Source organism: Maribacter sp. Asnod2-G09 (assembly GCF_045063795.1).
In the GTDB taxonomy this organism is placed as follows: domain Bacteria; phylum Bacteroidota; class Bacteroidia; order Flavobacteriales; family Flavobacteriaceae; genus Maribacter.
In genome coordinates this window covers 802,340-828,988 of the sequence record NZ_JBEFOA010000005.1, presented here as the reverse complement: position 1 = coordinate 828,988, position 26,649 = coordinate 802,340, and the positions used below count along the sequence as shown (strand labels likewise).

The 26,649-nt window shown below is 33.3% G+C and carries 20 protein-coding genes; 8 read left to right on the top strand and 12 right to left on the bottom strand.

The features are described 5' to 3' along the window. Nucleotide 1: 1 nt before the first annotated feature. The 9 genes from ACJJVT_RS15555 to ACJJVT_RS15515 all read right to left on the bottom strand — a co-directional run bounded on the left by ACJJVT_RS15555 (nt 2) and on the right by ACJJVT_RS15515 (nt 9,536). Nucleotides 2-844 (bottom strand): N-acetylmuramoyl-L-alanine amidase-like domain-containing protein, encoded by an 843-nt coding sequence (locus tag ACJJVT_RS15555; protein ID WP_405399928.1) that lies wholly within the window; start codon nt 842-844, stop codon nt 2-4. A 16-nt stretch (nt 845-860) separates the two neighbouring features. Then, complete coding sequence (locus ACJJVT_RS15550; protein ID WP_405399927.1) at nt 861-1,688, bottom strand: energy-coupling factor ABC transporter ATP-binding protein; 828 nt, start codon at nt 1,686-1,688, stop codon at nt 861-863. A 4-nt stretch (nt 1,689-1,692) separates the two neighbouring features. Next, on the bottom strand, nt 1,693-2,463 hold the full coding sequence (locus ACJJVT_RS15545; protein ID WP_405399926.1) for an ABC transporter permease: 771 nt from the start codon (nt 2,461-2,463) through the stop codon (nt 1,693-1,695). Between the two features lie 105 nt (nt 2,464-2,568). After that, the gene (locus ACJJVT_RS15540; protein ID WP_324024532.1) at nt 2,569-4,383 is read right to left on the bottom strand and encodes an OmpA family protein; all 1,815 of its coding nucleotides are present in this window, start codon (nt 4,381-4,383) and stop codon (nt 2,569-2,571) included. Nucleotides 4,384-4,409: 26 nt separating this feature from the next. Beyond that, on the bottom strand, nt 4,410-5,531 hold the full coding sequence (locus ACJJVT_RS15535; protein ID WP_405399924.1) for a hypothetical protein: 1,122 nt from the start codon (nt 5,529-5,531) through the stop codon (nt 4,410-4,412). Between the two features lie 9 nt (nt 5,532-5,540). After that, the gene (locus tag ACJJVT_RS15530; RefSeq protein ID WP_405399923.1) at nt 5,541-6,227 is read right to left on the bottom strand and encodes a hypothetical protein; all 687 of its coding nucleotides are present in this window, start codon (nt 6,225-6,227) and stop codon (nt 5,541-5,543) included. Nucleotides 6,228-6,394: 167 nt separating this feature from the next. Beyond that, on the bottom strand, nt 6,395-6,895 hold the full coding sequence (locus ACJJVT_RS15525) for a hypothetical protein (RefSeq protein WP_405399922.1): 501 nt from the start codon (nt 6,893-6,895) through the stop codon (nt 6,395-6,397). Nucleotides 6,896-6,911: 16 nt separating this feature from the next. Then, nucleotides 6,912-8,381 (bottom strand): AAA family ATPase, encoded by a 1,470-nt coding sequence (locus ACJJVT_RS15520; protein WP_405399921.1) that lies wholly within the window; start codon nt 8,379-8,381, stop codon nt 6,912-6,914. An 84-nt stretch (nt 8,382-8,465) separates the two neighbouring features. Then, nucleotides 8,466-9,536, bottom strand: a complete 1,071-nt coding sequence (locus tag ACJJVT_RS15515) for a mechanosensitive ion channel family protein (RefSeq protein WP_405399919.1) — start codon at nt 9,534-9,536, stop codon at nt 8,466-8,468. A gap of 177 nt (nt 9,537-9,713) precedes the next feature. Here ACJJVT_RS15515 and hemH point away from each other — a divergent pair, with 177 nt between their 5' ends. The 8 genes from hemH to ACJJVT_RS15475 all read left to right on the top strand — a co-directional run bounded on the left by hemH (nt 9,714) and on the right by ACJJVT_RS15475 (nt 18,265). Beyond that, on the top strand, nt 9,714-10,757 hold the full coding sequence (gene hemH, locus ACJJVT_RS15510; protein ID WP_405399917.1) for a ferrochelatase: 1,044 nt from the start codon (nt 9,714-9,716) through the stop codon (nt 10,755-10,757). A 29-nt stretch (nt 10,758-10,786) separates the two neighbouring features. Beyond that, nucleotides 10,787-11,560, top strand: coding sequence for a DUF3050 domain-containing protein (locus ACJJVT_RS15505; RefSeq protein WP_405399916.1), 774 nt, complete (start codon nt 10,787-10,789; stop codon nt 11,558-11,560). A 40-nt stretch (nt 11,561-11,600) separates the two neighbouring features. Continuing rightward, the gene (locus ACJJVT_RS15500; protein WP_405399914.1) at nt 11,601-12,980 is read left to right on the top strand and encodes an MATE family efflux transporter; all 1,380 of its coding nucleotides are present in this window, start codon (nt 11,601-11,603) and stop codon (nt 12,978-12,980) included. Between the two features lie 144 nt (nt 12,981-13,124). Continuing rightward, the gene (locus ACJJVT_RS15495; protein WP_405399913.1) at nt 13,125-14,570 is read left to right on the top strand and encodes a C1 family peptidase; all 1,446 of its coding nucleotides are present in this window, start codon (nt 13,125-13,127) and stop codon (nt 14,568-14,570) included. 2 nt (nt 14,571-14,572) lie between these two features. Then, nucleotides 14,573-15,064 (top strand): hypothetical protein, encoded by a 492-nt coding sequence (locus tag ACJJVT_RS15490; protein WP_405399911.1) that lies wholly within the window; start codon nt 14,573-14,575, stop codon nt 15,062-15,064. A 17-nt stretch (nt 15,065-15,081) separates the two neighbouring features. Continuing rightward, nucleotides 15,082-16,290 carry a CHASE2 domain-containing protein gene (locus ACJJVT_RS15485; RefSeq protein WP_405399909.1) on the top strand — a complete coding sequence of 403 codons (1,209 nt, stop codon included), beginning with the start codon at nt 15,082-15,084 and terminating at the stop codon, nt 16,288-16,290. Beyond that, the gene (locus ACJJVT_RS15480; protein ID WP_405399907.1) at nt 16,263-17,054 is read left to right on the top strand and encodes a hypothetical protein; all 792 of its coding nucleotides are present in this window, start codon (nt 16,263-16,265) and stop codon (nt 17,052-17,054) included. Before ACJJVT_RS15485 ends, ACJJVT_RS15480 begins: the two co-directional genes overlap by 28 nt. Nucleotides 17,055-17,071: 17 nt before the next feature. After that, nucleotides 17,072-18,265 (top strand): CHASE2 domain-containing protein, encoded by a 1,194-nt coding sequence (locus tag ACJJVT_RS15475; RefSeq protein ID WP_405399905.1) that lies wholly within the window; start codon nt 17,072-17,074, stop codon nt 18,263-18,265. A 6-nt stretch (nt 18,266-18,271) separates the two neighbouring features. On the opposite strand, the gene ACJJVT_RS15470 is transcribed toward ACJJVT_RS15475, so the two are convergent. The 3 genes from ACJJVT_RS15470 to ACJJVT_RS15460 are packed head-to-tail and all read right to left on the bottom strand — an operon-like array spanning nt 18,272 to nt 26,643. Next, nucleotides 18,272-19,363, bottom strand: coding sequence for a hypothetical protein (locus ACJJVT_RS15470; RefSeq protein WP_405399904.1), 1,092 nt, complete (start codon nt 19,361-19,363; stop codon nt 18,272-18,274). A gap of 48 nt (nt 19,364-19,411) precedes the next feature. Next, complete coding sequence (locus tag ACJJVT_RS15465) at nt 19,412-20,155, bottom strand: hypothetical protein (protein ID WP_405399903.1); 744 nt, start codon at nt 20,153-20,155, stop codon at nt 19,412-19,414. Beyond that, on the bottom strand, nt 20,152-26,643 hold the full coding sequence (locus ACJJVT_RS15460) for a T9SS type A sorting domain-containing protein (RefSeq protein ID WP_405399902.1): 6,492 nt from the start codon (nt 26,641-26,643) through the stop codon (nt 20,152-20,154). The genes ACJJVT_RS15465 and ACJJVT_RS15460 overlap by 4 nt, the downstream gene beginning before the upstream one ends. Nucleotides 26,644-26,649 lie beyond the last annotated feature (6 nt).

Below are 26,649 nucleotides of genomic sequence, written 5' to 3'. Positions count from 1 at the left end.
GTTATAGTGGTCTCGCAACCATCATACCGGTGTTGCTTTTTATGCCTTTTAAATATTCTGCAAGCGGTTTTTTAGAAACTTCCACCTCCATTGATCCGGTCGATGCATGTAGTAAATGAATTCTGCCATCTTTTTCACGGGTTGCAATTCCGGTATGGGTAACATCTAATCCGTTTATAGAAGTGGCTAATGCAATAATGTCCCCAGATTGAATAAGATGCTCATTCTTGGCAATTTCATCTTGTGCCAGTACACAAATAGCCTGATTGTTTAAATAGTTTTCAGAAGCTTTGATCTTTGAGAAATTAGCATCATCCGACAAAAACGGATATAGATCTCTATGGGTGCTCATGAAATTAATATCCTTGGTGATTTCTGCACCACCAATTTCACCGGTAATATCTTTTAGAAGTCCTTTCTCTGCATTGTTGGCAATCCATTCAGAAAAGTAATGTAAACGCGATGCGTAACCTTCTAGTTCGCCATCTTTGTATCTAATAACTTCTAGGTTTTTGACGAATGCATCAAATGACAGATCATCTTGTCTCAACAGCTTAGAAAAGTCTAATACATTCTCAACGAATGTGGTACAGTCTAAACCATGAAGATTAACGACCAATGTTTCGGTATCTCCGATCTCTAGTGTTTTGGCTACATACGGCGTTTTCATAAACGATTTACCAACGTTCACCATAGTTTCGCCGAAATCACCATTATACATTCCGTCAATTTCAGCTAGTTTGCTTTCAACGGCTGCCTTGTCTTTAGGGGAGCAGGTGATTTGTTGCGCTAATATGCTGTTAGTAGCTAAAAGGAAAAAGAGTATTAAAGAGAAATATTTCATAACAGTGAATAAAATACTAAGAGCTTAGCATGCTGTTTTTAACTTGTTTTACCACTTCAATATGATCAAGTCCGAAATCTTTCCAAGCGAGTTCCATTTCTTTCATATCAAAATGTTTTACTATAGTGCCATAATCCATTTTTTTACCCTCAATTGTAGGGTATCCTATGACATAAATACTATCTGCCAATTCAACGGCTAACTCAATGTCGTGCGTAGAATAAATGATTGTATTGAATTCATGAGAAGAGGTAATTAGATTAAAAGCCTTTTTTACATCTTCAATGTTACCGATATCTAAGCCCGAAAAAGGTTCGTCTAAAACCATATAATGACCCGAACAGAAAATTTGTTCAATTACTGCCGTTCGTTGTCTTTGACCGCCAGACAATTCATTAGGGTATTTGTCTTTTTCATTTTCTAATCCCCACTCTTTTAAATAAGTCATTATCTGTTCATGCTTTTTCTCTTTCGGCATATTTTTCTTGCGTAGTGCAAATAGCAATGATTGATAAACAGTCTTGTTTCGAAACAAGGTATACTTTTGGTCTACAAAGCCTATATCACCTTCGTTTACTTCTTTGGCATCGTTTTCAGTACCGGTGTTCGTATCTGCAATAAGTACTTTACCTGTTGTGGGTTTAACTAAACCGGTAAGTGCTTTAAATAGTGTAGACTTGCCTCGCCCAGAACGACCAACAATAGCGATTACTTGCCCCGTAACTTTGCCCTCGCGAATGACATCTTTTTCAGTTAGGTTAATATCTTTTATAATTGTCTTATCACCGTATGCAACACTTAAGTCTTCTACGTATAATAAGGTATTTTGCATATCGTACGCCATGGTATTATATTTTAGAATATCTGAAAAATGCTTTTCTTAGGTAGTTTAAAATGAAGTCAATAAAAAGACCTACTGCTAGTATAACAATTTGTAATGCTATAATTCTACCATGATTCATGAACTTGTCTGAGTTTTTGATTAAAAAACCTAAACCTCCAGCTGCTACAAGAATCGATTCTACGGTAACTAACATCATCCATACAATTGCAAGATTTTGTCGTATTACATCAATTACATAATCTATGCGACCTTTTACAACAACCTCCCAAAGAACTTCCCAACGGTTACAACCTAATGATCTTGCGTGGTCAAATTCTTCTTGCGGAATAGCATTTAACATACTTAACAATGACGTCGTTAAATAGGTGCTCATAAAAACGACCAGAACCCATATTTGCATGGATCTAGCATCGCTTATAAGAATGGCTAGGTAAAATGTAATACCTGTTAAAGGAAGGTATCTTAGCTTGCTAATGGTAATGGCAACAGGTTTGAGAATCGGTACAGTAGATAAATAACTGATAACTAACGAAATTACAATAGCAATAGCAATTGCTGAAAAGCAAAGTAATAACGAACTGCCGATATGAACGACTAGCCCTTCGTTATATAATTCGGTAAAACCTTGTAAAACCTGTTGTGGAGACGGAAATAAGTGTCGTTCTCCCATGCTTGAAAGAAACCAAATACCCAATACCAGTACTACCCAACCTACAGCAATTGATAGCCTTGGTTTCTTGCCAATATTTTCAAAAGGAATAAATAAATTCTTCATTTGATTTATGATAAACTAGTTCTATAAAAAAGAACCGTCCCAAAAAGGAAAAAATCAATGTTCTTCACATTCTTGGGACGGTCATTAAATCTTAATAAGCGAATGTTATTTTAATAATTCTATAACAACACGTCTGTTTTTAGCTCTACCACTATTACTAGTGTTTGCAGCTACAGGTTCATCTTCCCCTTTACCAATAACGGTTTGGAAACGAGATTGTGGAATTCCTCTACCTCTTAAGAAGGTAACAACAGCTTGTGCACGTCTTTGAGACAAGTCGTAGTTTGCTTCAGCAGAACCAGTATCATCTGTATGACCTTCTAATTTTAATTTCGTGTCTTCTGCTTGTACCAATAAGTTATAGATGCTTTCTAAAGTGCTTGCAGATGAAGCAGAGATATTAGCACTACCAGTATCAAAACTAATATTCCACTCACCAGAAGCTAAAACTTCAGTTGCTTCTTTCGTGTAATCGGCTTTATAAGCTGTGCCCGATTCAATATCGTTGATGTTTTTTATAAAATACAGATTAACTGCTTCATCATAAGGTACAATTCGTTTTACAGATTCATTAAACCCAAAAGGATTCAACTCTAATAAATAACTAGATACTTGGTTGTAAACTGCTTTGTATCTATTTGTACCATCTGTAATACCATAATACTGCATAACATCAGAATAGTTAAATACTCTTGAACCACCCATGTTGTAATCAATACCATTCTTACTGCCCTTTTGACCTTTAAACATATCATACCAGTACTTTGGTGTTTCTAAGTCATAAGTTTCAGCAACAGCTTCTGAAGCTCTTACTTGCCACTCGTCATATTGCTTCATTTGATTAGAAGCAGTAAGTGCAGATTTCAAAATATTACTTACAATTTTTGGATGCGCAACTGACCATTCTTTAACTGCAATTACAGTAGTAGCCATTTGATTGTTGAATTCTTTAGTTGACGCGATATCAGTAAATCCGCTCAAGGCATCAAAAACCATTTTATCACCAGGTGTCCAAGTAGCACAACCGTCGATTTTTTTGTTGATAGTCTTGCCAGTTAATTTACCGTTTTTAACTTCTTTCAAAGGAACGGTCCAGCCAGATTTTTGAGATTTAATCAACTCTTCTGCAGACTTGATATAATCATCATCTTGAGAGGGATAAAAGTTTACCGCTTCTGGATCATATGTATTAGAATCAGGGTTAACTTTAAGTCCGTTTGCAAAAGCATAGTTCAAAGCAGTAACCCAGTCACCATCACCTAAAACAGTAGATATTAAAGCACCTTTCATGCTTTTAGGATCAACTTTCCAGCTTGGTGGGCCTATCAGTTTATCTTCACCATAGCTAATACCTACAGCACCTACTACTTGTACATGATATTTGTCTTTTCCGAACTTATCATCTAATGCTTGTTGCATTGTACTGATATAGAAAGGAGCACCATCACCCATCATTATGATAGCAAATGCACTTTTATCAGCATCAGGAAATTCTTCACCTCGATCGTATTCTTCAACAAATTTCATTTGCATGTTACGAAGTTCAGAAAGCCAATCTTGACGAATAATTTCAAGATTAACGCCGTTTTGTTCCATTAAAGAACCTTTTGTTGTTTTCGGTCCGCCGTTAGCTACGATGATACCCGATTGTGCGTTCCATGCATATGCTGCAATTCGCACTAAAGGTTGATCTTCTACAGCACTAGATTCACTTTTAGATGGTAATTCCATCTTAGCAGAAGTAATGACATTGTTAACTTCTTTTTTGTCAACATTAATGCCTTCTAGTACTTTGGCCTCACCAACTCTTAAGCCAGGAGCAAAGTAGTATACTGCACCTAAAATACCGCCTAATAGTATAACAGCGATAATAAGTTCTGATAGCGTAGTAAGTTTTTTAATCCTTAAAATTTTACCCATTTTTAATTGTATTTATATAGTTATGATTAGTCAAACATTTTTCCAAAACCACCGCTTTCTTGCTTGTCTTCAGTAGTTAATTTGTAATTCGGGTTATTGTATTTACCTGAATCTGGAACATAATCTTTACCCGTTTTAATTTTATCGGCTAAAGTATCAAGTTGCGAATATAGTTCATCGCTATCAACATCGTATTTGCTGGTTAGCATATCAATGTCAGATAGGTTTTCTTGAGTTCTGGCAATATCCATCGCGATGGTCTCCGTAATAACATCTAAAGCGTATTCTAGTTCCCAGTCTTTTGTAAAATGCATTGCAGATTTTGCACCTTCAGTAGCTTCTTTTGCAGATTTTGCGAAAGCATACTCTTTTTCTAGCATTTGAATAGTAACTTCAAAATCAGATATTTTAATATCAATAGCAGTACCTGCCAAGGTTAGCTTACGGTCTAGTTTACCCATAACATGTGCTCTACTGCCATATTTTTGAATAAAACTTTTACTTTGTTCTAACTGGTGGGTTACGCGTTGCGATTCTGATAATTTTTTCGCTAAACTGCTATGTAACTCAACATATTCATCGGTGTCTTTGCCTGCTGACCCACGCTCTCTTACAATTCGCTCCATTTCAGTTTTTAACTTTTGGGCTTGTTTTTGTAGCGAAACAACTCTGGTCTGATAATCTTTTGCCTCTTTTTCAGCTTTGTAAGACTCCGCTTCCATATTGCTTTTTAGAGCCTTTATCTTTGCTTTAGATTCTTTGAAAACCTTTCGGTTTTTTAGCATTTTTACTTTTTGCTCCTGTAATTCTCCAAAAGGATCATAACGTATTAAAGATTTATGAATGCTTCTTGTTGCTCTTCTCAATCCTTTAAGAATAACGGGTAGCATCATAATAAAGAATATGACAAAAACTGCTACGCCGGCTAACGCAATGATCTGCCCAAGTGCCGTAAATAGCGGAGGTAGTATATATACCCAGGCACCGTAGCCAAGTGCCGCAAATAAAGCGATTTTTAAAGCTGCATTTAAGCCTTTTTCTCCATTACGCCAATTATTTGGGTTTAATGAAATCTCACCCTTTTCATCATCGAAATGTTTTAAAATCGGTAAATCGAGAATGTGACTTTTTGATTCTGCTGTGTTCATTCTATTCTATTATAGATTGTTTTTTATTCCTTCAATTACTACATTGATTGTGTCAAGAATTTTGGTTCTTGCCAAATTGTTAGCCACAATTTTTTGTTCTACATCTGAAATGTCTTTTATCAAATCAGAATCAATCGATTGTAATTGATTTTTTTTGTTACTTAGCTGTATCTGTAATTCAGAAATTTTATTTTCTAAATCTGAGATTTCAGAAGTAAGGCTTTCTTTTTTACTCTTTAAACCATTCTGGATAGTGGTTTTTTTAGCTTGCCCTTTACCATGGTATTGTTGATGAACTTTGTCTATTTCTTGAATATAAAAGTTAGACTGTTCTAAAAGAGACTCTTTCGAAACATTCGCATCGATCCCTTTAGCCATAGAAAAGGCCATTTGATAAACAGAAGAATCATTTTTGCCTACGGACTTAATTGCTTTGAAAAATTCGTAAAAGTCGTATCCGGGTTTGTTCAAAGAGTCAAAACCAGATTCATACATTTCAACTACTTTGCCTAGTACTGAATTGTCTACAGCTGTTTGTGTCGTAGGTTTATTAGGAAATTTATTTTTTGAAGCGGAATTTGAATCCGATGGAAAGGAAATTGTTTTTTCTTCTTCTTGAGGAATTATTTCTTTTTCTGTTGATGCATTTTCATCATTTACAAAAAGTGCTTTCCAATTAAATTTTTCTTTTGCCATTAAAACGGGTTTGGTTGGTAAAATTTTTCCCTTACAAGAAATGTAGGTCTAAATTTATGTATTTTTTAGTAATTATAGTCTTTGAATCACCTTTGGTACTTTGCTAACGCTAAATAGTTGTTACTATTATATGTAGCCTAAAATGAATTTTTGTTACAATTAGCCTGTTATTTACTCAATTTAGACCATGCTATTTTTAGAATTATAAATAAAACGGCAAAAACTACAAGCATTTGGGTAAAGCCACCTAAAATTATAACTCCGAAATAAGTTCGCTGAAGTACAAAAATCAGCATGAATACTATAGAAATTAATATAATGAGGCTCGATAGTTTACCAAAACCAGGTAGCTGAGACATTTTTACTTTTCTACTTATAATAATTAGGGTTATAATCATTGCCACTATTGGTAAAAAGTGAGCAACGATATTTACATTTAAGATACTGGCTCGTAAAAATAATATACTATAAAGAAGTAGTAAAATTGCCAAAACACCAGGGATGGTAACGCCATAAACCAAAACTGACATGACATATTTAATATTTGAAATGTTATTTCTATTTACTAATAAATTTGATAGTAAGGCAACTATAATTATTACTGCAAAATAAGCGATAGCGAAAATATGGTTGTTGCTAAACCAATCAATTAGGTCTTGTGTGGTCATTTTTTTTATTTAATTATCAATCATTAAAAACAACGATCTCTTTTACCGTTTTTAAAATTTCAGGAACGTCTTCTTCTGTTATGGTGATTAAAATATTTTCGGTAATCGAATCAATAAGTACAATTCTATTTGCTTGTTGCTCAATTATTTTTTCAAAAAGATTACGCATGGTTCTGGCATTACCAAACCCACGATGTTTCTTTTCATATACCCTGGTAATAATTTCTGAAATTTTATCTTCTGCATCTTCTGTAAGTTTAAAATCAGCTTTGTTAGCAATTAACTTGAAAATTTCTAATAATGTTTCAGGTTTGTAATGTTCGAAGGTGAAATATCTATTAAATCGAGATTGTAAACCAGGGTTCGACTGAATAAAGGTTTCCATTTCGTCAGGATAACCAGCAACTACTACAACTAGATTCTCTCTTAAATCTTCCATACGTTTTAAGAGTACTTCTATAGCTTCTGATCCAAAGTCATTTAATCCTCCAGAAGTTAGAGAATATGCTTCGTCAATAAATAGAACGCCATCAGTGGCGGCACTTATAATTTCATCAGTTTTAATTGCAGTTTGCCCAACATAACCAGCTACCAAGCCTGACCGATCAGTTTCCACTAAATGACCTCTTTTTAAATATCCTAAATGCTTGAAAATTCTACCCAACATGCGAGCAATAGTAGTTTTTCCTGTTCCAGGAGGTCCCATAAATACGGTGTGTAAGGAGTTCTGACTTACTTTTAGTCCGTTCTCTTTACGTAGCTTCTGTACTTTTAAAAAGTTGGTTAAATTCTCGACATTTTCTTTAATTTCCTCAAGTCCGATAAGCTCATGTAGCTCGGTCATCACCTTTTCTAATGTGTCATCGATGGGCACATCTTCATATTTTGAATTCGCTATATGTAGTTTAGGGTTGTTTATTTTATTAGAAATAGTAGCGAGTGCATCTTTTTCTTCTTTAGAAACTTTACCGTCAGATTGAGCCATTAATAATGCCATTCTATTTAAAAACGATGCAATATTTAGAAACTCATTACTGTTTATTTTTTTTAAGATGATACTTGAAGAAAATTCTTCGTTAATGTCATCTATAGGTTGAAAAAAAGAGATATTTTCAATTACCTCAATATTTTTATCGAATTGTTTTGAGGAGGGTAGTTGCTGAAGAATCTTAGAATTATAGTTTTCAGAAAGATCTTTTCCTTGAAACTTTTCATAAATATATATTAATATGAATTTGCTAGTTAAAGAGGTGTTCTGGTTAGTTGAAGCAAAGAGATGGTATATTTTGAGTAGGTCGAATAGTATAATATTTTGAGCAGTGTAGTCAATATTATGGTATTCTTTATGAGTGATCGATTTTACACCTGGTCTAAATTTCGTGTTTCTATTTAAGGCCTTACAAGCGTTTAAAATTTTATTTCCTTCTATTTTTAAAGTATCAATTAATTGGGGAGCTATTCTTGTAGTGTTGGTATGGTTATTCACGGAATAATGATTAATTAAATATGAATTTAGTACTTAAAAACGTAAGTCTTTTATTTTTTTAAAATTACAGAAGGTCTAGCTAAATTATGAATTGTTATTCTTATCGGTAGATTTTTCTAGCAAAACCCTATTTCGCGCAATACTCTCTGGATAATTCTGCTGAAGAAATGTAATTAATTTTTCACGAACAAGTACACGCAAATCCCAAGCGGTTGGGGAATCTTTTGCGCTCATAAGAGCTCTAATTTCTACTGAATTTTGCTTACTCTCCGTTACTTGAAGTACATTTACTTCTTTGTCCCAAAGGTCTGTACTTTCTAAGATTTTGGTCAATTCTTCTCTAAGCGCATCAAAAGATATGTTGTAGTCGGTATAAAGAAAAACAGTCCCTAAAATATCAGATGAAGTCTTGGTCCAGTTTTGAAAAGGTTTTTCAATGAAGTAAGGCGTGGGTACAATCAGTCTTCTTTTATCCCAAATCTTCACTACTACATATGTTAGCGTTATTTCTTCGATACGACCCCATTCTCCTTCTACGATAACTACATCATCTATTTTAATAGGTTGCGCAATGGCAATTTGAATACCTGCCAAAACGGTACCGATCATTTTTTGCGCTGAAAAACCTATAATTATACCTGCTACACCTGCAGAGGCAAAAATACTGACCCCTAATTCGCGAATACTTTCAAAACTCATAAGTACAGCACCTGCTGCTAGTATGATTATGGTAATCATAAATATGCGTTCTAGAATATTGAACTGCGTGTATATTTGGCGGGCTTTCAGGTTGTTTTTGACATTGACATCATAATTATTGACAACTATACTTTTTGCAATTTTCAATAAATTGAGTAGCAGCCAGGTTACAGAAACGATAAATAGTATAGTACTCGTTTTTTTAAACCAATATTCATGATGCTCCACTTGAAATAGCGTACGTAACGATTGTGAACGAATTAATATGGAAAGGAATATGAATAGAATGGGTCGACTAATTTTTCTAAACGCTCCATTGGGCAATAGATATTTTGGATCTTTGCCATATTTTTTAATAAAGTACGAAACAATCCAGTAGGCAATAAGAATACCTAAGGTAGAAGCTAGAAACAGATATAGGGCACTTTTAGGAACAGTATCAAAAAATGTATTCATTATAAAATGTGTTATAGTTTTTGATGAATTACAACTTACTAAAATTAAACAGCACTAAAAATTATTTAGGCAGTTATTAGATTGCTTTATGAGAGTATAGAAAAACTATTGCCGAAAATTAAAATATCATCGATTTGCATGTGTTATTTTTGCAATCAAATAATAAACACATACGCTATGAAAGGTATATTATTGGTCAATTTGGGTTCTCCAGAAAGTCCTACTGCAAAAGATGTTAAGCCCTATTTAGATGAATTTTTAATGGATGAGCGAGTTATCGATGCTCCAAAATGGTTAAGAACAATTCTTGTAAGGGGAATTATTTTGCAGACCAGACCAAAGAAATCTGCTGAAGCGTATGCTAAAATATGGTGGGAAGAAGGTTCTCCGTTAGTTGTTATATCTGAGCGATTCTCCAATAAATTAAAAACACAGACCGAAATGCCAGTGGCTTTAGGTATGCGTTATGGCACCATGTCTATTAAAAAGGCAATGCAAGAGTTAAAAGATAAAGGTGTTGACGATGTACTTCTGGTTCCGTTATATCCACATTATGCGATGTCTAGCTTTGAAACGGTGGTCGTAAAAGTGTTGGAAGAGCAAAAAGCAGGCTTTCCTGAAATGAAAATTACTACGTTACCAGCTTTTTATAAGCATCCGGAGTTTATTAAAGCGCTTTCAGAGAGTATAAAAGACGGATTAGAAGGCTTTGACTACGACCATATTTTGTTTTCATACCACGGTATTCCTGAACGTCATATTCGTAAAAGTGATCCTACTAGTTTTCATTGTAAAATTGACGGTACATGCTGTAACGTAAATTCTGTTGCCCATAATACATGTTATAGACACCAAGTTTATGATACTACCGAAATGGTAAAGGCATATTTGGGGTTAAAGGAAGAGCAAGTGAGCTCTTCGTTTCAATCACGTTTGGCTGGTGATCCATGGTTAAAGCCTTATACCGATTATGAATTTGAGCGCTTAGCTAAAGAAGGCAAGAAAAAGTTGGCTGTGATCACCCCTGCATTTGTGAGTGATTGTTTAGAAACATTGGAAGAAATTGCAATGGAAGGTAAAGAGCAGTTTATGGAAGCTGGTGGTGTGGAATACAAGCATATTCCTTGTATGAACGATAATGATGCCTGGGTAAATGTAATGGCGAAGTGGGTAAATGATTGGCAAGCAACTGATCAACTAGATGTAGTGCCTAGCACATAAAATATTATAATTCTTAGACAATCACTGCTATGAAAATCGAAGAAATAGAAATTATATTACAACCGTTAAGAGAACAATTAAGAAATCATGCACTTTATTCGGAGCTGAAATCAGTAACTGATGTACAAATATTCATGGAAAGCCATGTATATGCCGTATGGGATTTTATGTCGCTTTTAAAGGCATTACAGATTAATTTAACTTGTACTTCATTGCCATGGAAACCGGTAAAGAATACAAATACCGCACGGTTTATTAATGAGATCGTTCTTGAAGAGGAAACTGATGTTAATGAGTTGGGTGTTTTAAAAAGTCATTATGAAATGTACCTGGACGCTATGGTTGAGGTAGGCGCGGATACTACTAAAATATCAGGTTTTCTAAATGGAATGAATGAGTTGAATGGCGTTCTTAAAACAATTGATAATTCTGATTTGAATGATGCGGTTAAGTCATTCTTGAGTTTTACTTTTGAAACTATTAATACGCAACAACCTCATAAAATTGCTGCTGCATTTACTTTTGGTAGAGAAGATTTAATACCGGATATGTTCCTGAAAATTGTTGATCAAGCTGGTAAAGATGCATATCCTAAATTGGAGTACTATTTACGAAGGCATATTGAGTTAGATGGAGATGACCACGGTCCGATATCACTAAAAATGATTCAAGAATTATGCGGAGATGATGAGACTAAATGGCATGACGTTTTAGAATGCTCTGAAAAAGCGTTGCAACAACGCCTTAATTTATGGGACCATATTGCAACAGCAATTCAACAAAATAAAGAGATTACGGTTTAGCAATTTGATCTAGGCATATAATTAATTAAAAACCACACTAATGGCAAACGTTTCCGCAGAACAATTGGGCACGGAATCTATATCAAGTTTGCTCATTAAACAGGCATTACCTGCAAGTATAGGTATATTGGTAATGTCGCTAAACGTACTGGTCGATTCTATTTTTGTGGGTAATTGGATCGGTTCTATTGCCATTGCCGCAATAAATGTTGTACTGCCTATTTCCTTTTTTATAGGTGCTTTGGGTATGGCTATCGGTATTGGTGGTGCCAGTATTATTTCGCGTGCATTAGGTGCTGATAATAAAGAAAAGGCACTGCGTACATTTGGTAACCAAATTTCGTTTACCATACTGATCACTGTAATTATGGTGGCAGTGGGGCTAACTTATGTAGATACCCTAATACCTGCTTTTGGTGGTAAAGGCTCCATTTTCGAGCTTGCTAAAATCTACTATGTTATCGTATTATATGGTGTGCCATTTTTAGCACTTAATATGATGGGCAATACTGTAATTAGGGCAGAAGGCAAGCCTAAGTTTGCCATGATAGCGATGATTATTCCGTCAATTGGGAATCTGGTCTTAGATTATGTGCTAATCAATGTTTTAGATTTTGGAATGGCAGGTGCCGCTTGGGCAACTACAATAAGTTACTTTTTGTGTTTTAGTTATATCTTATATTTTTTTCTGTCTAAAAACTCCGAATTAAAACTGAGTGCCCAGTATTTCAGTATCGACTTTTCGATTATAAAAGAAATTAGCTCGCTAGGGGTAGTGACACTATCTCGTCAGGCGGTAGTAAGTATCATCTATTTACTGATGAACAATATTCTTTTTGATTTAGGAGGTGAAGCAATGGTGGCTGTTTACGCTATAATAGGTAGAATGTTGATGTTTGCGCTTTTTCCCGTATTCGGTGTTACACAAGGTTTTTTGCCTATTGCAGGGTTTAATTATGGTGCTCAAAAGTATGATAGGGTAAAGGAGTCTATTTATACCGCCATAAAATTTGCTGCAATGTTAGCTACTATAGTTTTCACAGGACTCATGATCTTCCCTGCAGAAATCGCTGGACTCTTTTTAAGTGATAAACCAAATATGAGTGCGCTAGAACTTACTACGAACGCATTTGTTATGGAGAATACACCATCTGCCATGCGTTGGGTATTTGCAGCTACGCCGATTATTGCACTTCAGCTAATTGGTGCCGCTTATTTTCAGGCGATTGGTAAGGCTGTGCCAGCTTTGTTATTGACATTGAGTAGGCAAGGCTTTTTCTTTATTCCTTTAATTCTAATACTACCTAATTACCTTGGTGAACTGGGAGTGTGGATTTCCTTCCCCATTGCAGATGTTCTGGCAACTATTGTTACTGGGTATTACTTAAGAAAAGAAATCAATAAAAATTTAATCTCATAATAATTTAATTTTTTTCATCTTAAATTAAGAAATATACTACAAGAATTGATAATGAGCGTATTTTATCGATAAATACCTAATAGTGGGTACTTTAGGTTGTAAAAAATATGTTAAATTGTTCTCAGAACATTATAATATCTACATATGAGAACACTATTATTCATTTCATTTTTTATCAGTTGTATTTCTTGGGGTCAAAATCAACCAAGAACAGGTTTGTTATTTGATGATGAAGCGTACGAGAAAACCCCATTAAAGGCGAGAAATGTTGCTTTTCAAGATGTGGTAACCGAGATTTCATCGACCTCATTAAAACAGTTTGTACCTACAATTAAAGACCAAGGCGGCTATGGTACATGTGTTGGTTGGTCTAGTGCTTATTATGGTAGAACAATATTAGAAGCACGGTTAAAGAATATCAAGGAAGTAGCAACTATTACGGAAAATGCATTTTCACCGGTTTTCACATACTTAAATGCAAATGTTCAGGACGATTATAATTGCCAAGGTGGTGCGTTTATTGGTAAGGCTATGGAAACCATGGTAGATAAGGGAGTGCCTTATTACAAAGATTTTAATGTAATGTGCGAGACCACTATTCCTGAAAGTCTTTTGGAGATTGCGGGTGATAATAAAATTAAGGATTTTACAAGAATTTTTGGGGCAGATGAACCTGAAGAGGTTAAAGTAGATGGTGTAAAACGTTCACTTTTAAACGGTAATCCGGTAATTATAGGTTTTAAGGTCGAGAATTCTTTTTATAGCGCTAAGACCGTTTTTGAACCAGATAATTTAGGAACAGATGTTGGTCACGCCATGTGTGTCATTGGTTATGACGATGATAAATATGGTGGATCTTTTGAGATAGTGAATAGTTGGGGACCTACCTGGGGTAATGACGGTTTTATGTGGATCAGATATGAAGATTTTCCAAAATATACTAGGTATGCCTTTGAGATGATTCCCAATACAACAGAGCCAAAAGAGAAAACAATTTTGGCCGGAGAGTTAGAGCTTATATTAAGAGATGGCTCTAACATGAACGTAAACATGGGAAAAAGTGATTATACAAGCTCTGTTTATGGTTTTCAACAGGTGGTTGTTGAGGAAGAGGTGCAGAGTATTGGCGACTATTCAACCGAGGTAACATACCCTAAAGGTACCAGATATAGAATAAAGGCAAAAGTGAATACACCTTCTTATGTGTATGTTCTGGGTGTAGATAAAAAGAATCCTAGTTCTTTACTTTTTCCTCATAACGACTCTATTAGTCCGTACATTAATGCTGAGAATGCAGAAGTTATAATTCCTTATACTAAGCCAAACGCAAAAGTTTTTTTTGCACTTAACGAAGATGTAGAATCAGATTATACAGTCGTTATTTTTTCCTTAGAAAAAATAGATCTGCCCAATGTAAAAAAGCAATTGGATGAAATGGAAGGAGAGCTTTTAGATAAATTCTATGTTATTTTTAAAGATAAGCTTATCAATAAAGATGAAATAGAGTTGAATGAAGAAAAGATAGGTTTTAAAGCTGAATTTGATGAAGGCTCCATGGCAATGATGATTTTAGATATTAAAAGGTCTTAATCATGTTAAAACTCAAAATAGTCGTAATTGGTTTGCTTGCAATAGTATCCTGTAACTGTCAAGATAAAGTATTAAAAAGTGGAGGAGATACTATTGAAAATAATGAAAGCGAGTATATATCGGCTATACTTCAAGAAAAAAATTTTAATATTCTAAAACGGGCCAATTTAATAGTAGACTATGAAATTAAGAAACAATTGATAGCAGGAACAAAGGATGAATACTCTAATAAATTGTTTTTAAAAGATACCTTGAACGAAAGGAGCACGGAGGCATTATTGTCCTTATTAAAAAATGATGCCTCTTATGATTGGGCGGTAGTCCCAGTTGAGACCGATTTTGAACCGTATAAACAACTTTTAATAAAGAGTGATGTAGGGAGATTAAGTTTAATGATCGATAAAGATTTTGAAAGAATGAGTTTTATAAATTTAGAGGGGCAAAAATTGATGCTTCTTTCAAAAGAATTATCTTCATTTTTTAAGAAAATGTAAACTTAACCCTTAAGATTTTGATAAAAACACTATTAAGAAAAATAGCACCACCTAATGGCTTTTTACTTTTTAAAGAAGCTTTTTTCTGTATGCTTTTTAGTTTTTTAGTGGTAGCTATAGTTGCCATAATTGGGTTAAATCTTAGTTTCTTTAATCCCTTTAAAAATGCTTTCAAAGACTTTAGCTATTTAGATTTGTATTATGCTGAAAAATTAAACGACGATAATTTTGATCTGAATGACAAAATTGTTTTGGTCAACATAGATCGCCTTAATAGAAAAGAAATAGCAGACCTGTTGGATGAGGTACAGAAGCATAAGCCTAAAGTGATAGGACTGGACGTCATCTTTAAAGAAAAAACAGATCCTGTTTGGGATAATTTTTTAGCAAATAAATTAAAAAATGATGCTTTTGTTTTTGCTTACGCAATATTTGGTGATAAAGAAATAGAAACACATAGTTCCATATCTAATACTGAAGGAAATAAAGGCTATTCCAATTTCAATTTTAATAAAGAATCTATTGTAATACGAAATTTTCAAGGCATAATGGACAAGGATACACAAACCTTGGTTTCGTTTCCTGTTCTAGTAGCGCAAAAATACCTTCAAAATAATTGGCTAAGTAGGCATGAATTTTTTTTAAAAAAAGAACGTCCTATCAATTATACGGGCAATAGAGATAACTTTTTGATTTTAGAAAGAAAAGATATTGTAGATCAAGAAACTATGCCATTTTTAAAAGATAAAATTATTTTGGTAGGATACTTGGGCAATGAAAATAATTATATCTATGATATTGAAGATAAGCACTATACTCCAATGAATAAGAAGTTTGTAGGTAAAAGTCCGCCAGATACATTTGGTTTGATTATACACGCCAATATTATTCAAATGCTGTTGACGAATAATTATATTACAATTGTGCCTAATTGGGTATTAGTATTATTAACTATTCTGTTAACGTTCGTAGGGTTAGCCTATTTTATATATTTAAACAAGCGACAATTAGCAAGTTATATTCTAAGATTAAACTTAGTGCAGCTTTTGTTCATCGCAATTTTTACATGGATATCGCTTTTGTTTTTTAAGAACGGAATATTATTTAAAATAACGGTAATTACCGCAGTGGTCGTCTTTAGTTTGGGACTTATAGGATATTATAAAAAATTATCACATTATTTATATAAAAAATACAAATGGGAAGGTTATTTCTATCACGATTAGGTTTTATTTGCTTTATGTTGCTGCTTTTTTCAAATATGGCAATTGCACAGAATAGCTTCTATATTTTTAAAAAATCTGGACAACCATTTTTTAACGTTGATTTGCCAGTGCAACGTGGTGCAGTTTTTAGAAAATCCGATACGTTAACCTTACGTAAACTTGATACCGTTTTCTTGATAAATCGATTAGGAGAATTGTTCGAATTAAAAGAACCACGTGGATATAGCTATAATTCTCTTCAGAATTTTAGAAAAAAATCCGAGAACGAATCATTTACTTCAAAGTACTTTTCTTACGTATGGAGGCAATTCACCAATAAGCAAGAATCAAGACAACAACCCGGTGTTGTGTATAGAGAAGATAGAAATATTAAACTTACAGAACCCATGGATAGCATCAAATGGTACGTTCCTGAAATAAATTTCTCTTGGGAAAATAGAACAGATTCATTAACTACATATTTTCATTTACAAGATTTGGACACTAATCACATTACTAAATTAGGTACGACATCAAATTCATTGATATTATATAAGGATAATTTAATATTAAAGCCTGGTAAGTCCTATAGATGGGCGGTGACCACTTCACCTTTTCCAGATTTTAATGAGATTAAATTCAACAATTTTGAACTTTTAACCAAAGAATCTCATTCAGAGCTAAAAAAGGAAATGGAAGCACTAATCTTAGCATTGAAAATTTTAGGCTTTTCTGAAGATGACATAAAGAAAGCAATCTGTTTAGATTATAAGTTCTGTGAGTAATACTATAATTAAGGTCAATGGCTAAAAAGAAAAAAAAGAAGTTAAGTAAATGGGTGTTGGTACGTGACGGGTTGTTCAGTACGCTATTATCCTTGCTGGTTTGTTATTTCTTGTCACTTCTTTTTTTCAACACCTCTTTTTTTAATCCATTATCGAAAGCTGTAAAAGATTTCAGTTTTTTAGATGTCTATTACTCCGAACGTTTAAATAAGAATGAAAATATCAATCCTAATATAATACTTATCAATGTTGAGCATAAGAGTAGATATGAGATTGCGCAGGTGATGGAGCAGGTTTTGGATGCAAAACCAAAAGTCATAGGGTTCGATGTAATTTTAAAAGAATTTCAAAAAAGCAAGGAAGATACTTTGTTGGCTATTTATCTTAGAAAAGAACGAGTTGTTACTTCATTAGTACTTTCAAACGATGAAATTATATCTAATCATCCCTTTTTTAGGTTTCATAAAGAACCCGGTTTCGTAAATTTTACGTTTGATAGTGAAAATACTGTAGTACGCGAATTTGAAAGTGAAAGGCAACAATTTAATACTACATATGAATCTTTTTCTAAAGTAATTGCACAAGAATATTTATCTCATAAAAAATGGGAATCTAATAAATTAGACGAGAAGTTAAAAGAAGCTCGAGTTATTAATTATCAAGGAGATCTAGACCACTTTCTTTACTTTACTATTGATGATTTTATGGGGTTGGATGATAAGAGTATCATACATGATAAAATTGTATTATTAGGTTATTTAGGAAGCCCTACCGGTAATGTTTTTGATGTGGAGGATAAGCATTTTACACCCTTAAATCATATTACCTCGGGTAAAAGCATTCCAGATATGAACGGCCTTGTTATTCACGCCAACATTATTGCTATGCTTATTACAGATAAGTTTATGTATAAGGTATCAACATTTTGGATTGTTGTACTTACTTTTCTCTGTAGTTTTTTGGCAAGTATTTATTTTATCTGGCTTACTAAGCGTTTAAAAATCAGTTATCGAACCGTAAGAAAGACTATTTTGTTTCTTTTTGCTGTTCTTTTGGTGTGGGTTACCTTACTGTTATTTAAAAATGGGGTGGTTTTAAAATCAACTCCGATTATAGCAGTTACTTTTTTCAGTGCTGGCTTCATCAAGTTTTATAAACACCTTGTAAGGTGGGTGAACACAAAGATGAAATTTAAATCTTATTTGAAGTAGTTCGTCTTATTTTAATCTAGCGGCATTTACAATTTGAGACCTAAATTTAGAATCATTTTTTAAAATGGCATAAAAGCTTTTGATGTAATCTTCAGCTTTCGCGTGACTTCTTTTGTCTTCAAAATATATTTCAAGGCTTTCAATGAGGTCATATATTTCTGGGCGTTTATCTAGAAATAATTGACGTACTTCTTGAAATAATTTTTCATCTCTTTTAAAGCCTCTGTAAGTACGTTGTTTTACATCTGTAATGTCAAGTTCAGTATTTTGAATATTAGAAACTACAGCATAGCTGGCGTCTACTAAGCCCGACATGTCAAAATCATAAGGTACAGGTATTGTTTCGCCTTCTTTGAACAGTAATTTTTGGTTATGCTGATAGGCAGTTGAAAAATCTGTATTCCCGATCATAAACTGAAAAAAGGCATTAGTAACAGATGGTATTTCGGCTTGGTTTAATGGGTGTACAAATCTATCTAATACTTTTGCTTCACTCCTTTTTGCAACTACTTTATCGTCTTCTATTACAATTGCTTTAAGTATATGTGTCTTTGGTTTTTTAGAGGCAAATGCTTCTTCCTCTTCATAAATGGTTGATTTGCGTAAATTTTCTGGAATAAATACGGCCAGTGGGTGAATTTCAGATTTTACACCTCGGGTATCTTTATATTCTATTGATGCTAAGCGTGTTTTAAAATGTTCAGTTGAAACTATTTCGTAAATTTTATAGGCTAAGTACTCTTTTAGTACATCATCATTACCTCTAGATTGCAGTAAACATGGCAAAACAAGTTTTAATTTTTTATGCTCTTCAAATACTGTATTCTTTGAAAATGATTTTTTAATATTCATTTTCAAAGGAGGAAAATAGCAATTTGCTTTCCTAAAATTTCCACGGGCATTTAGGTAAACAGGAATGGTGTCCCAGCCAGTTGCGGTTTTATAGATTAAGTCTGTATAAACAGCATTATGTTTATCTGTTTCCTTTTTTATTTGTTTGTTGGTGTATTGGAGTTTTAGACTTAATAAATTTTTGTCTTTGAATAAGTCTTGATTTTTGGATTGGCAATAGGACTTTTCAAATATTCCAATGAACATAAAGAGTACTAATTTAACTACTACTATGTTGTTCAAAACCTTCATTTCTTAAGGGTTAGATGATACAGTAAATTTCCAATACGATGTTGATTTTAGTTCAGTGTTATTTTGATTAGTTAATATACTTTCCACTTTTAAATAGTTTATTCCTGCCTCTAATAAACTGGTAGAAATTGTCACCCTTTTTGGATACGTACTCGACGTAACATCTACTTCACGTTCCACAAAAGTTAAAGATGATATGGGAGTATCTTCACTAACAGCTTTGTCCGTGTAATATGTTTTATACCGTAAATTATCTCGTGATGGATCTTCTTGTGGACTTTCCCATTCAAATATTACTTGTTCGGTATTATTTTGTATAGGTTTTATTAATACGGGATATGGGGCATTTTCAACTAAGATCAATTCACTGTAAAACATTTTTTCATCACTTAAAACTGGTTTGCTTGCACCTTGTTCTGTTGCGCTTATTTGCCATGAATACCACTTGTTTCGGTCTAAAGTAATCTCTGTGAACAAATCATTCACATTAATTGGTAGTGTTTCAACCGTTTCTTTAGTTTGATTATCTTTTATAATTAGTTCTCCATTTTCAAAAGTACTTTCACTTGGATCCCAACTAAAAACTATTTTCAATTTATTTTCATTGGTTGGGTCATTACTGCCTTCTTCGCATTTACCATCTGGTGCACTTAGGTTAATAAAGCCACTTTTTGATGCAATAAACTCTCCAGAACAAGAAAAAATGGCTGAGAGGCAAATTAATAGTAGAATTAGTTTACTTTTCATTTTTTTACGATTTTTAAATCAAGACTAGGTCCGGTCTGCATTTTAATATGTAGAATATAAACTCCATTCGATAGTTCACTTAGGTCAATTTCTAATACACCATTCTTAATATCTTTATTTTCTTCATGAACAACCAATTTACCTGTTAAATCAGAAATGGAAATATTAGTAGAGTTTATATCTTGAAAACCGCCCAGATATATCATATGGTCTGTAGGGTTTGGATATGGACTTAACGCATCTAAAAATAGATTTGTTTTGATAGTTTTTTGACAGTCGGACTCACCTTTTATTTCAAATGAATTCAAACCATTTGTCATAGGAATTTCTAATATGGTCTTATTAGTTGAACCTAAGTTAAATTTAAAAACCTCGTTATTTCTAACTACCTCATAAGAACTGCTGCCTTCTATTTGTAGTTTCGCTATTCTAAATCCTTCATCTATGGTAGCCCCAATTAAAATAGGATCTGACGGATTTCTAATCGTTAGTTCAAAAGAAGGCGGTATATAGTTTACGGGTAAAGGAAGATTACCGTTGTATTCTAAAAATATACTATAAGTGCCTGGAGCGAGATTACTAAATGTTGAACTTACTTCTTGGGACTCGTTAGTTGGTGGAAGTTCCGTCGTTTTATCTGAAAGTATGCCGTTTTCATTAGAAATAATGGCATTAAACGTATAATTGGAGCGATTAGTTAAACCAATACGCCCATTATTTTCACCTTCACAAGATGAGCTTATGACCTCTGCAAAAATTGAAATGGTTGAGGTGCCATCTTCCCCTTCATTTTTAATAACTATACTATTAGTACTAGGGTCCTGTGTTTCATAAAATTCACTATCATCAATAGTTATCGATATAAGTTCATCTATTTCATCATACAAAGTATCTTCTAAAATTTCTATAATTAATCTACCTTCTTGTTCTCCAATGGGTATAGTAATATACAGATTTTCCAAAACAGTAATTTCTGTACGCTCATTTAAAGTATTTATATAATAAAGTTTATAATCTTCATTAAAGGTTGCTGAGCCTTCTTCTTGGCCAATACTAAAATCTATTCTTATTTCTGTATCTGTTGAGTTGGGGTAATCTAGGGTGAAAATAAGTTCACCTTCATTTGTACTTTCATTATTTTCAAAAAGGGTAGTTATTTCATTTTTAAAATAGGCTACGTAATCGGCTTCGTCATCATCAGTAATGGTAAGGCTAGAGGCTTCATTTACATTTAAAAAATACCCGAACGCATCTATTAATTTAAGCGTAATAGTTTCATCTCCCTCAGCTAAAGGATCATTAATAGGTGTAACCTTTAGTTTTATTTCTGTATCATTTTTATCTACATACAAAATACCTTTGTTGCCTTGTAACATTGTAAATTTGTTTTCAGATTCTAAGACATAATCAGAATTTTGCCCTCCATATGTGGCATCGCCACTTATTTCAAATTCAATTTCTAAATAGTTACGCTCTTTTTCTTTTGATCTATCAATACTTATAATGAATTCGCCATTACTTTCTATTGGAAATTCTTCATTAATAGGGGAGGTATTATTTGACTCTATTTTTACTGGAAGGGCATCAAGAATTGTAAACGTATAACTTTGGTCATATGACCTTGAATCTTTCTTGGAAAAGCGGTAAAGTTTCTCGTATTTTGGTTCTTGAAAAGTAACGGTGAATGTTTCACCAGAATCGTCTTCTAAATCGGCTTCTATTAAAAAGCCTGCCTCATAATCTATTTCATCTTTTAAAACTACTACAGGTAAATTTGTAGTTTTATCGCCATTATTATACGTATAATCTGTTTGAAATTTTGCTGAACGAGAATCAGGGAATAGTATATTAAGCAGGTAACCTTTACCCTCAGTTACTGGTTTTGCAGCATCTATTGAAAAATTTAAAGGCGTATTCTCTTCAACTTCATACCTGTCTATAGATTGGCGTATGCCTCCGAAATCTAATTCATAATCGTCATTTGGATGTCTGTTTCTATATATTGGGCGTATTCTTTTGGTATTGGAAATGTCTAAGTCTACAAAAATTAGAAATTCTGATTGATCCGCAACTTTCACCAAATAATCTACTTTACTAAATATTATATTATTACTAAGACTAGTAGGAGATTCTTTTAAACTAATATAGTAGTAGTCACAATCAATATCATTTACATCCAATTCATTATCGTAGATAACGTTTATTGAGGCTTCATTTTCACCAGGCGGAAAAGTAAAGCTTAATTTGTCTGGGTTAAATTCATCCTCTAATAGTTTTAATGCTTCAGCACCGTCATATTCAACAAATTCATGAGGGATATCAATAGTGCTTGTGTGTGAAATGAATGGGGTATTGTCTGAATTATATAATGTGCACGTAATAACATCGGGTTCGTTAGTGCCTTCTGTAGAGCCCGTATTACTCAAAACAGCATAGACAGCCAATGGGGATCCAGGTTCCGATACTTGAATACGATATTGTTTTTGGTCTGGTCCTTGGGCATTTGCCAGTTTGGTTCTAAAATTTGTTATAGATCCAAAATTACCGAAGGTGACATCTGGCACCAATGAAAAGTTAAGTACTTCTGTAACTTCTGCTTGTGAATCTTCAAGTAGTATTAGGGTTATTTTGGCATCATAAGAGGCATTGTTGTTTACTGTGTAGTTGTTTAAATTACTACCCATATCATTTCCTTCAGAATCTTGTATGGTTAAGGTGTAATCATCTGGAGTTAAGGTTGAGGTTTGGCTATCTATTAAAAAGCCCATATTATATACAGCACCATTATTCTGATTTGGTTTTCTGGAACTTAAAAGAATAGTAATTGTGTCATTTTCTTGTACTAAATATTCAGAAACAATAGCGTCTTGATCATATAAGTTTTCCTCACTGCCAATAATCTCTGTTATTATTTCTTGAGTAACTCTTTTATCGGTGCTTTCAATTTCAAAATTTAAAGTTACAGTTTCGGGATAGTTTATGGGTGTGCCGTTGGGTGCATTTAGGACGTAATTGTTGGTTGTTGACAATATATCTAAAGCAAAAGTCTTATTAGGGTTATTTGTTCCTATAGAAGTGAAATTTATACTTCTGTAATAGGACGTAGTAAAGAAATCATTCTTGTTTAGTTCATAGGAAAAGAAATCTAAATCGTGAATAGCACTTCCATTTTGTGTATTAATTCTTAACCCTTTTGAATTGTTATTAGTTGTTGAGGCTATCTGAATTAGTAATCTTTCATTATCTTTTATTTTGTAAACTCCATTTTCTATTTCTAAAATAGTTTCTAAGTATTCTTCATCACCAAACTCATTAATTGTAACCGATTCTGCTAGCAGTTGTAAGTTGTAGTTTTCGGTGGCTCCCTCTAGGTCTTTATCTATAATTCTAACTAAAAAAGATATGCTACCATCTGTATTTGCGTTTTCCCATTCATAGTTTGCAAGTGGTTTTGGTAGTCGTATTTCTAATGTTTCTGCTTGTTCTTGAATTCCGTCGATAATTGTTTTTAATAGTATTTCTTGATTAAATTGATTTAATGATTCTGAGGAAATTAACTCAAAATCTATGCCTTCTTCTGCCGTGCTATTTATGATATTAATTTGTAATGGGATATTTTTAAAACTGACGTCGGAGCTTAAATTAATTGGGTTTAGGTTTATGCTAATCTCTGCACCTTCCTCTACTTCGTAAAAACCATCTTGTCCAATGGTAGTATCGGAGATTTGTGGACTTACGATGAAGTTTTTATCTTGAATGTCTATATCGAATTGTAATTCACCATTTTGATCTGCATCTTTCCATATATAATTTCCGTTAGGTTCGGGTAATTTTAGAATTATTTTCTCTGTATTTTCTGTTACACTATCTAAATAAACAGTGAACGGAATTGTATTGTCGGGAACACCACCAAAATCAGATATTTTTTGACTAGCATTAAAATAATAGTCCTCGTCTGTAGTTGCAGTAGATAAATTATCTGATATTAAAAAATCAAATGATTCTTCGGTTTCACCTAAAATAGTAGCTATTAATTCAAATTCAGATCCTTCTTCAATAAGATAATTACCAGCGACTCCGGCATTTGTTAAATTAACTTCTATTTCTACTGGATCGCTAGCTTTTATTTTTAGTAAAAATGTATTTATCGATACAGTTTGATTTGCTTGAGTAGTTTTTACCGTAATCACGACTTCTTCTACATTTTCGTTTATAGTATCATCTAGAACCGTAAACTGTAATGTACCATCTAATTGGTTTTGAGCTATTATAAAGTCATAGATGTTATCGTTTTCTTCATTCGAAAGAATTAAATCACCTGCTGGGACCAATTCTCTAAAATTTGGAGTTTCTACATCGTCTGATGGTCCAATTCTATAGGTTGAAAATTCTATTTCCAATTGATAAGAATCACCAAAATTTGTAGCATTTTCGGTATCAATATTTAAATCAAAGGTAGACCCTTCCTCAACTTCGAAATAAGGTTGAACACCGGCATTTGACACAGAAGTAGTAATTGAGAGCGGACCATTATAAATAGATCCTTTGTCTTTTACAGTAACCGTAAAAGTTTGCGAATCAACTATTGTAAATGAATTTGTATCAGGGGAAGTTATGGTGATTGTATAAACTTCATCTCCTTCAATAACGCCATCATCAAACGCTGAAATTGAAACACTTCCATCAGGATTTACAGCGCTAACTGTAATAGGGTTATTAGGAATAGATGTTTCATTTCCATTAAATCTGAAATCGGTGACATTAGAGCTACCATTTAAGGTGAATTCAATATTCGGTGTAAATTGAGTGCCGTTAGTTGCAGTGTTATCGGCTTCAAAATTAAGCGTAAATGTGCTTCCTTCTATTATTTCATAATTAGGGGAATTCCCTGCACCAACCAAGTTTACAGAGACACCAAATGCATTGGTAGCTGAACAATCTAAACTATAATTTGTAGCAGCATCTTTAATCCAATTACCTTGAGCCTCGGCATTGGCAACATTACTTACTTGAATACAGGATAATGAAGAATTATCTGTGGTGTTTAATGTTGTTAAATTGGCAGCTGCATTTGAAATGTCTAAAGAAGATAGATTATTAGTGTATACCGTTAGCTCTTGTAAAGTCGTGGTCTGGGGTAGGGTTATCGTGCTTAAATTATTATCAGACAAATCTAAAATGGTCAATAGTTGATTGTTCGTTATAGAAACGGATGTAATATTGTTGCCCCCGGCTAGTAATTGTGTTAAAGAGTTATTACTATTTGTAGAAAGGTTGGTTAAGTTGTTACCAAAAATATATAAGGAGGATAATAAACCATTTCCACTTGTATCAATACTATTAAGGTTGCAAAAGGCAACATTTAAATTTGAGAGCTGACTTAAAGTGGCAAGACTGGTTATGCTTGTAAAATTATTGTAACGAACATCTAAATAGGTGGCATTTGGCACTCCTGTAAAACTTATTGCAGCACCATTGCCAATATTGTTATTTTGAAGTTCTAGAGTAGTCACGTTTGTAAGCACTGTACCGTTATCAATAAAGGAAATTTGCTTACCTCCTAAATTACATTCGTTTGCCCTAATTATTTGCAGGGTGTTATTTTGAAGCGGTAGACTATTTAAATTATTGAAACTTACATTTAAATTTTGGAGAGAGGTAAAATCTTCAATTCCTGTTAAATCGTTTATTCCTTCATTAGATATATCTAAAATGGTAATAGGGGTTATATCGGAAGTTAATACTCTGCCGTTCGGCAGCCCACCTTCACTGTCAATGCCTTGATCTAGTAAGCTTTGCTCAAAATTCACATCGGGTATTAAGGTGTAAATACTTGGGCAGTTTGCATCAAAAATTGTTGTTCCGTTTTTTCTAAAATCACTGTTATTATTTAAGCTAGTAGCCCTAGCAGCACTTTCGACATTTATACAAGATAACTGAGGATTGTCTTGCACATTCATGTTGGTGAGTGCACTAAGCCCCGAAATATCTAAACCAACTAAGGCGTTATTGGCTATGTCAAAAATTCTTAAACTAGTATTGGTTGAGACATCTACCGTAGATATATTATTAAAATCAATGCCTATAATATCTAAATTTATAAGACCGGTAATATTTAAGCTTTCTATGTCATTATAAAAGGCTCTAATGTCAAGAATAGCACTAAGGCCCTCTAAATCTAATTCAACTAAATTGTTGCCTTGTACCCATAATATTTCTAAACTAATAAAATCTTTAATGCCTGTTAGGTCTGTAATGCCAAGACCTATTTCATTTTGATTAACATTGAAGTTATTGTCACCTGTTAAATTCAGAAAAGTAATATTTTCGATTGCTGAAGTTAGTATTTGACCATCTCGGGTAGTGTTAACATCAATTCCTTGATCTATTAAAGCTTGCTCAAAATTGGCGTCTGGTATAGAAGTTAGTTGTGCAACTCCTACATTGACAACTAAAAAATATAATAAGAACAGTAATTTTATTTTCATTTTTTT

What these genes read in the sequence shown, in the direction of transcription:
- ACJJVT_RS15555 (WP_405399928.1), bottom strand. Translation starts at nt 844, where the DNA reads ATGAAATATTTCTCTTTAATACTCTTTTTCCTTTTAGCTACTAACAGC.
- ACJJVT_RS15550 (WP_405399927.1), bottom strand. Translation starts at nt 1,688, where the DNA reads ATGGCGTACGATATGCAAAATACCTTATTATACGTAGAAGACTTAAGT.
- ACJJVT_RS15545 (WP_405399926.1), bottom strand. Translation starts at nt 2,463, where the DNA reads ATGAAGAATTTATTTATTCCTTTTGAAAATATTGGCAAGAAACCAAGG.
- ACJJVT_RS15540 (WP_324024532.1), bottom strand. Translation starts at nt 4,383, where the DNA reads ATGGGTAAAATTTTAAGGATTAAAAAACTTACTACGCTATCAGAACTT.
- ACJJVT_RS15535 (WP_405399924.1), bottom strand. Translation starts at nt 5,531, where the DNA reads ATGAACACAGCAGAATCAAAAAGTCACATTCTCGATTTACCGATTTTA.
- ACJJVT_RS15530 (WP_405399923.1), bottom strand. Translation starts at nt 6,227, where the DNA reads ATGGCAAAAGAAAAATTTAATTGGAAAGCACTTTTTGTAAATGATGAA.
- ACJJVT_RS15525 (WP_405399922.1), bottom strand. Translation starts at nt 6,895, where the DNA reads ATGACCACACAAGACCTAATTGATTGGTTTAGCAACAACCATATTTTC.
- ACJJVT_RS15515 (WP_405399919.1), bottom strand. Translation starts at nt 9,536, where the DNA reads ATGAATACATTTTTTGATACTGTTCCTAAAAGTGCCCTATATCTGTTT.
- hemH (WP_405399917.1), top strand. Translation starts at nt 9,714, where the DNA reads ATGAAAGGTATATTATTGGTCAATTTGGGTTCTCCAGAAAGTCCTACT.
- ACJJVT_RS15505 (WP_405399916.1), top strand. Translation starts at nt 10,787, where the DNA reads ATGAAAATCGAAGAAATAGAAATTATATTACAACCGTTAAGAGAACAA.
- ACJJVT_RS15500 (WP_405399914.1), top strand. Translation starts at nt 11,601, where the DNA reads ATGGCAAACGTTTCCGCAGAACAATTGGGCACGGAATCTATATCAAGT.
- ACJJVT_RS15495 (WP_405399913.1), top strand. Translation starts at nt 13,125, where the DNA reads ATGAGAACACTATTATTCATTTCATTTTTTATCAGTTGTATTTCTTGG.
- ACJJVT_RS15490 (WP_405399911.1), top strand. Translation starts at nt 14,573, where the DNA reads ATGTTAAAACTCAAAATAGTCGTAATTGGTTTGCTTGCAATAGTATCC.
- ACJJVT_RS15480 (WP_405399907.1), top strand. Translation starts at nt 16,263, where the DNA reads ATGGGAAGGTTATTTCTATCACGATTAGGTTTTATTTGCTTTATGTTG.
- ACJJVT_RS15475 (WP_405399905.1), top strand. Translation starts at nt 17,072, where the DNA reads ATGGCTAAAAAGAAAAAAAAGAAGTTAAGTAAATGGGTGTTGGTACGT.
- ACJJVT_RS15470 (WP_405399904.1), bottom strand. Translation starts at nt 19,363, where the DNA reads ATGTTCATTGGAATATTTGAAAAGTCCTATTGCCAATCCAAAAATCAA.
- ACJJVT_RS15465 (WP_405399903.1), bottom strand. Translation starts at nt 20,155, where the DNA reads ATGAAAAGTAAACTAATTCTACTATTAATTTGCCTCTCAGCCATTTTT.
- ACJJVT_RS15460 (WP_405399902.1), bottom strand. Translation starts at nt 26,643, where the DNA reads ATGAAAATAAAATTACTGTTCTTATTATATTTTTTAGTTGTCAATGTA.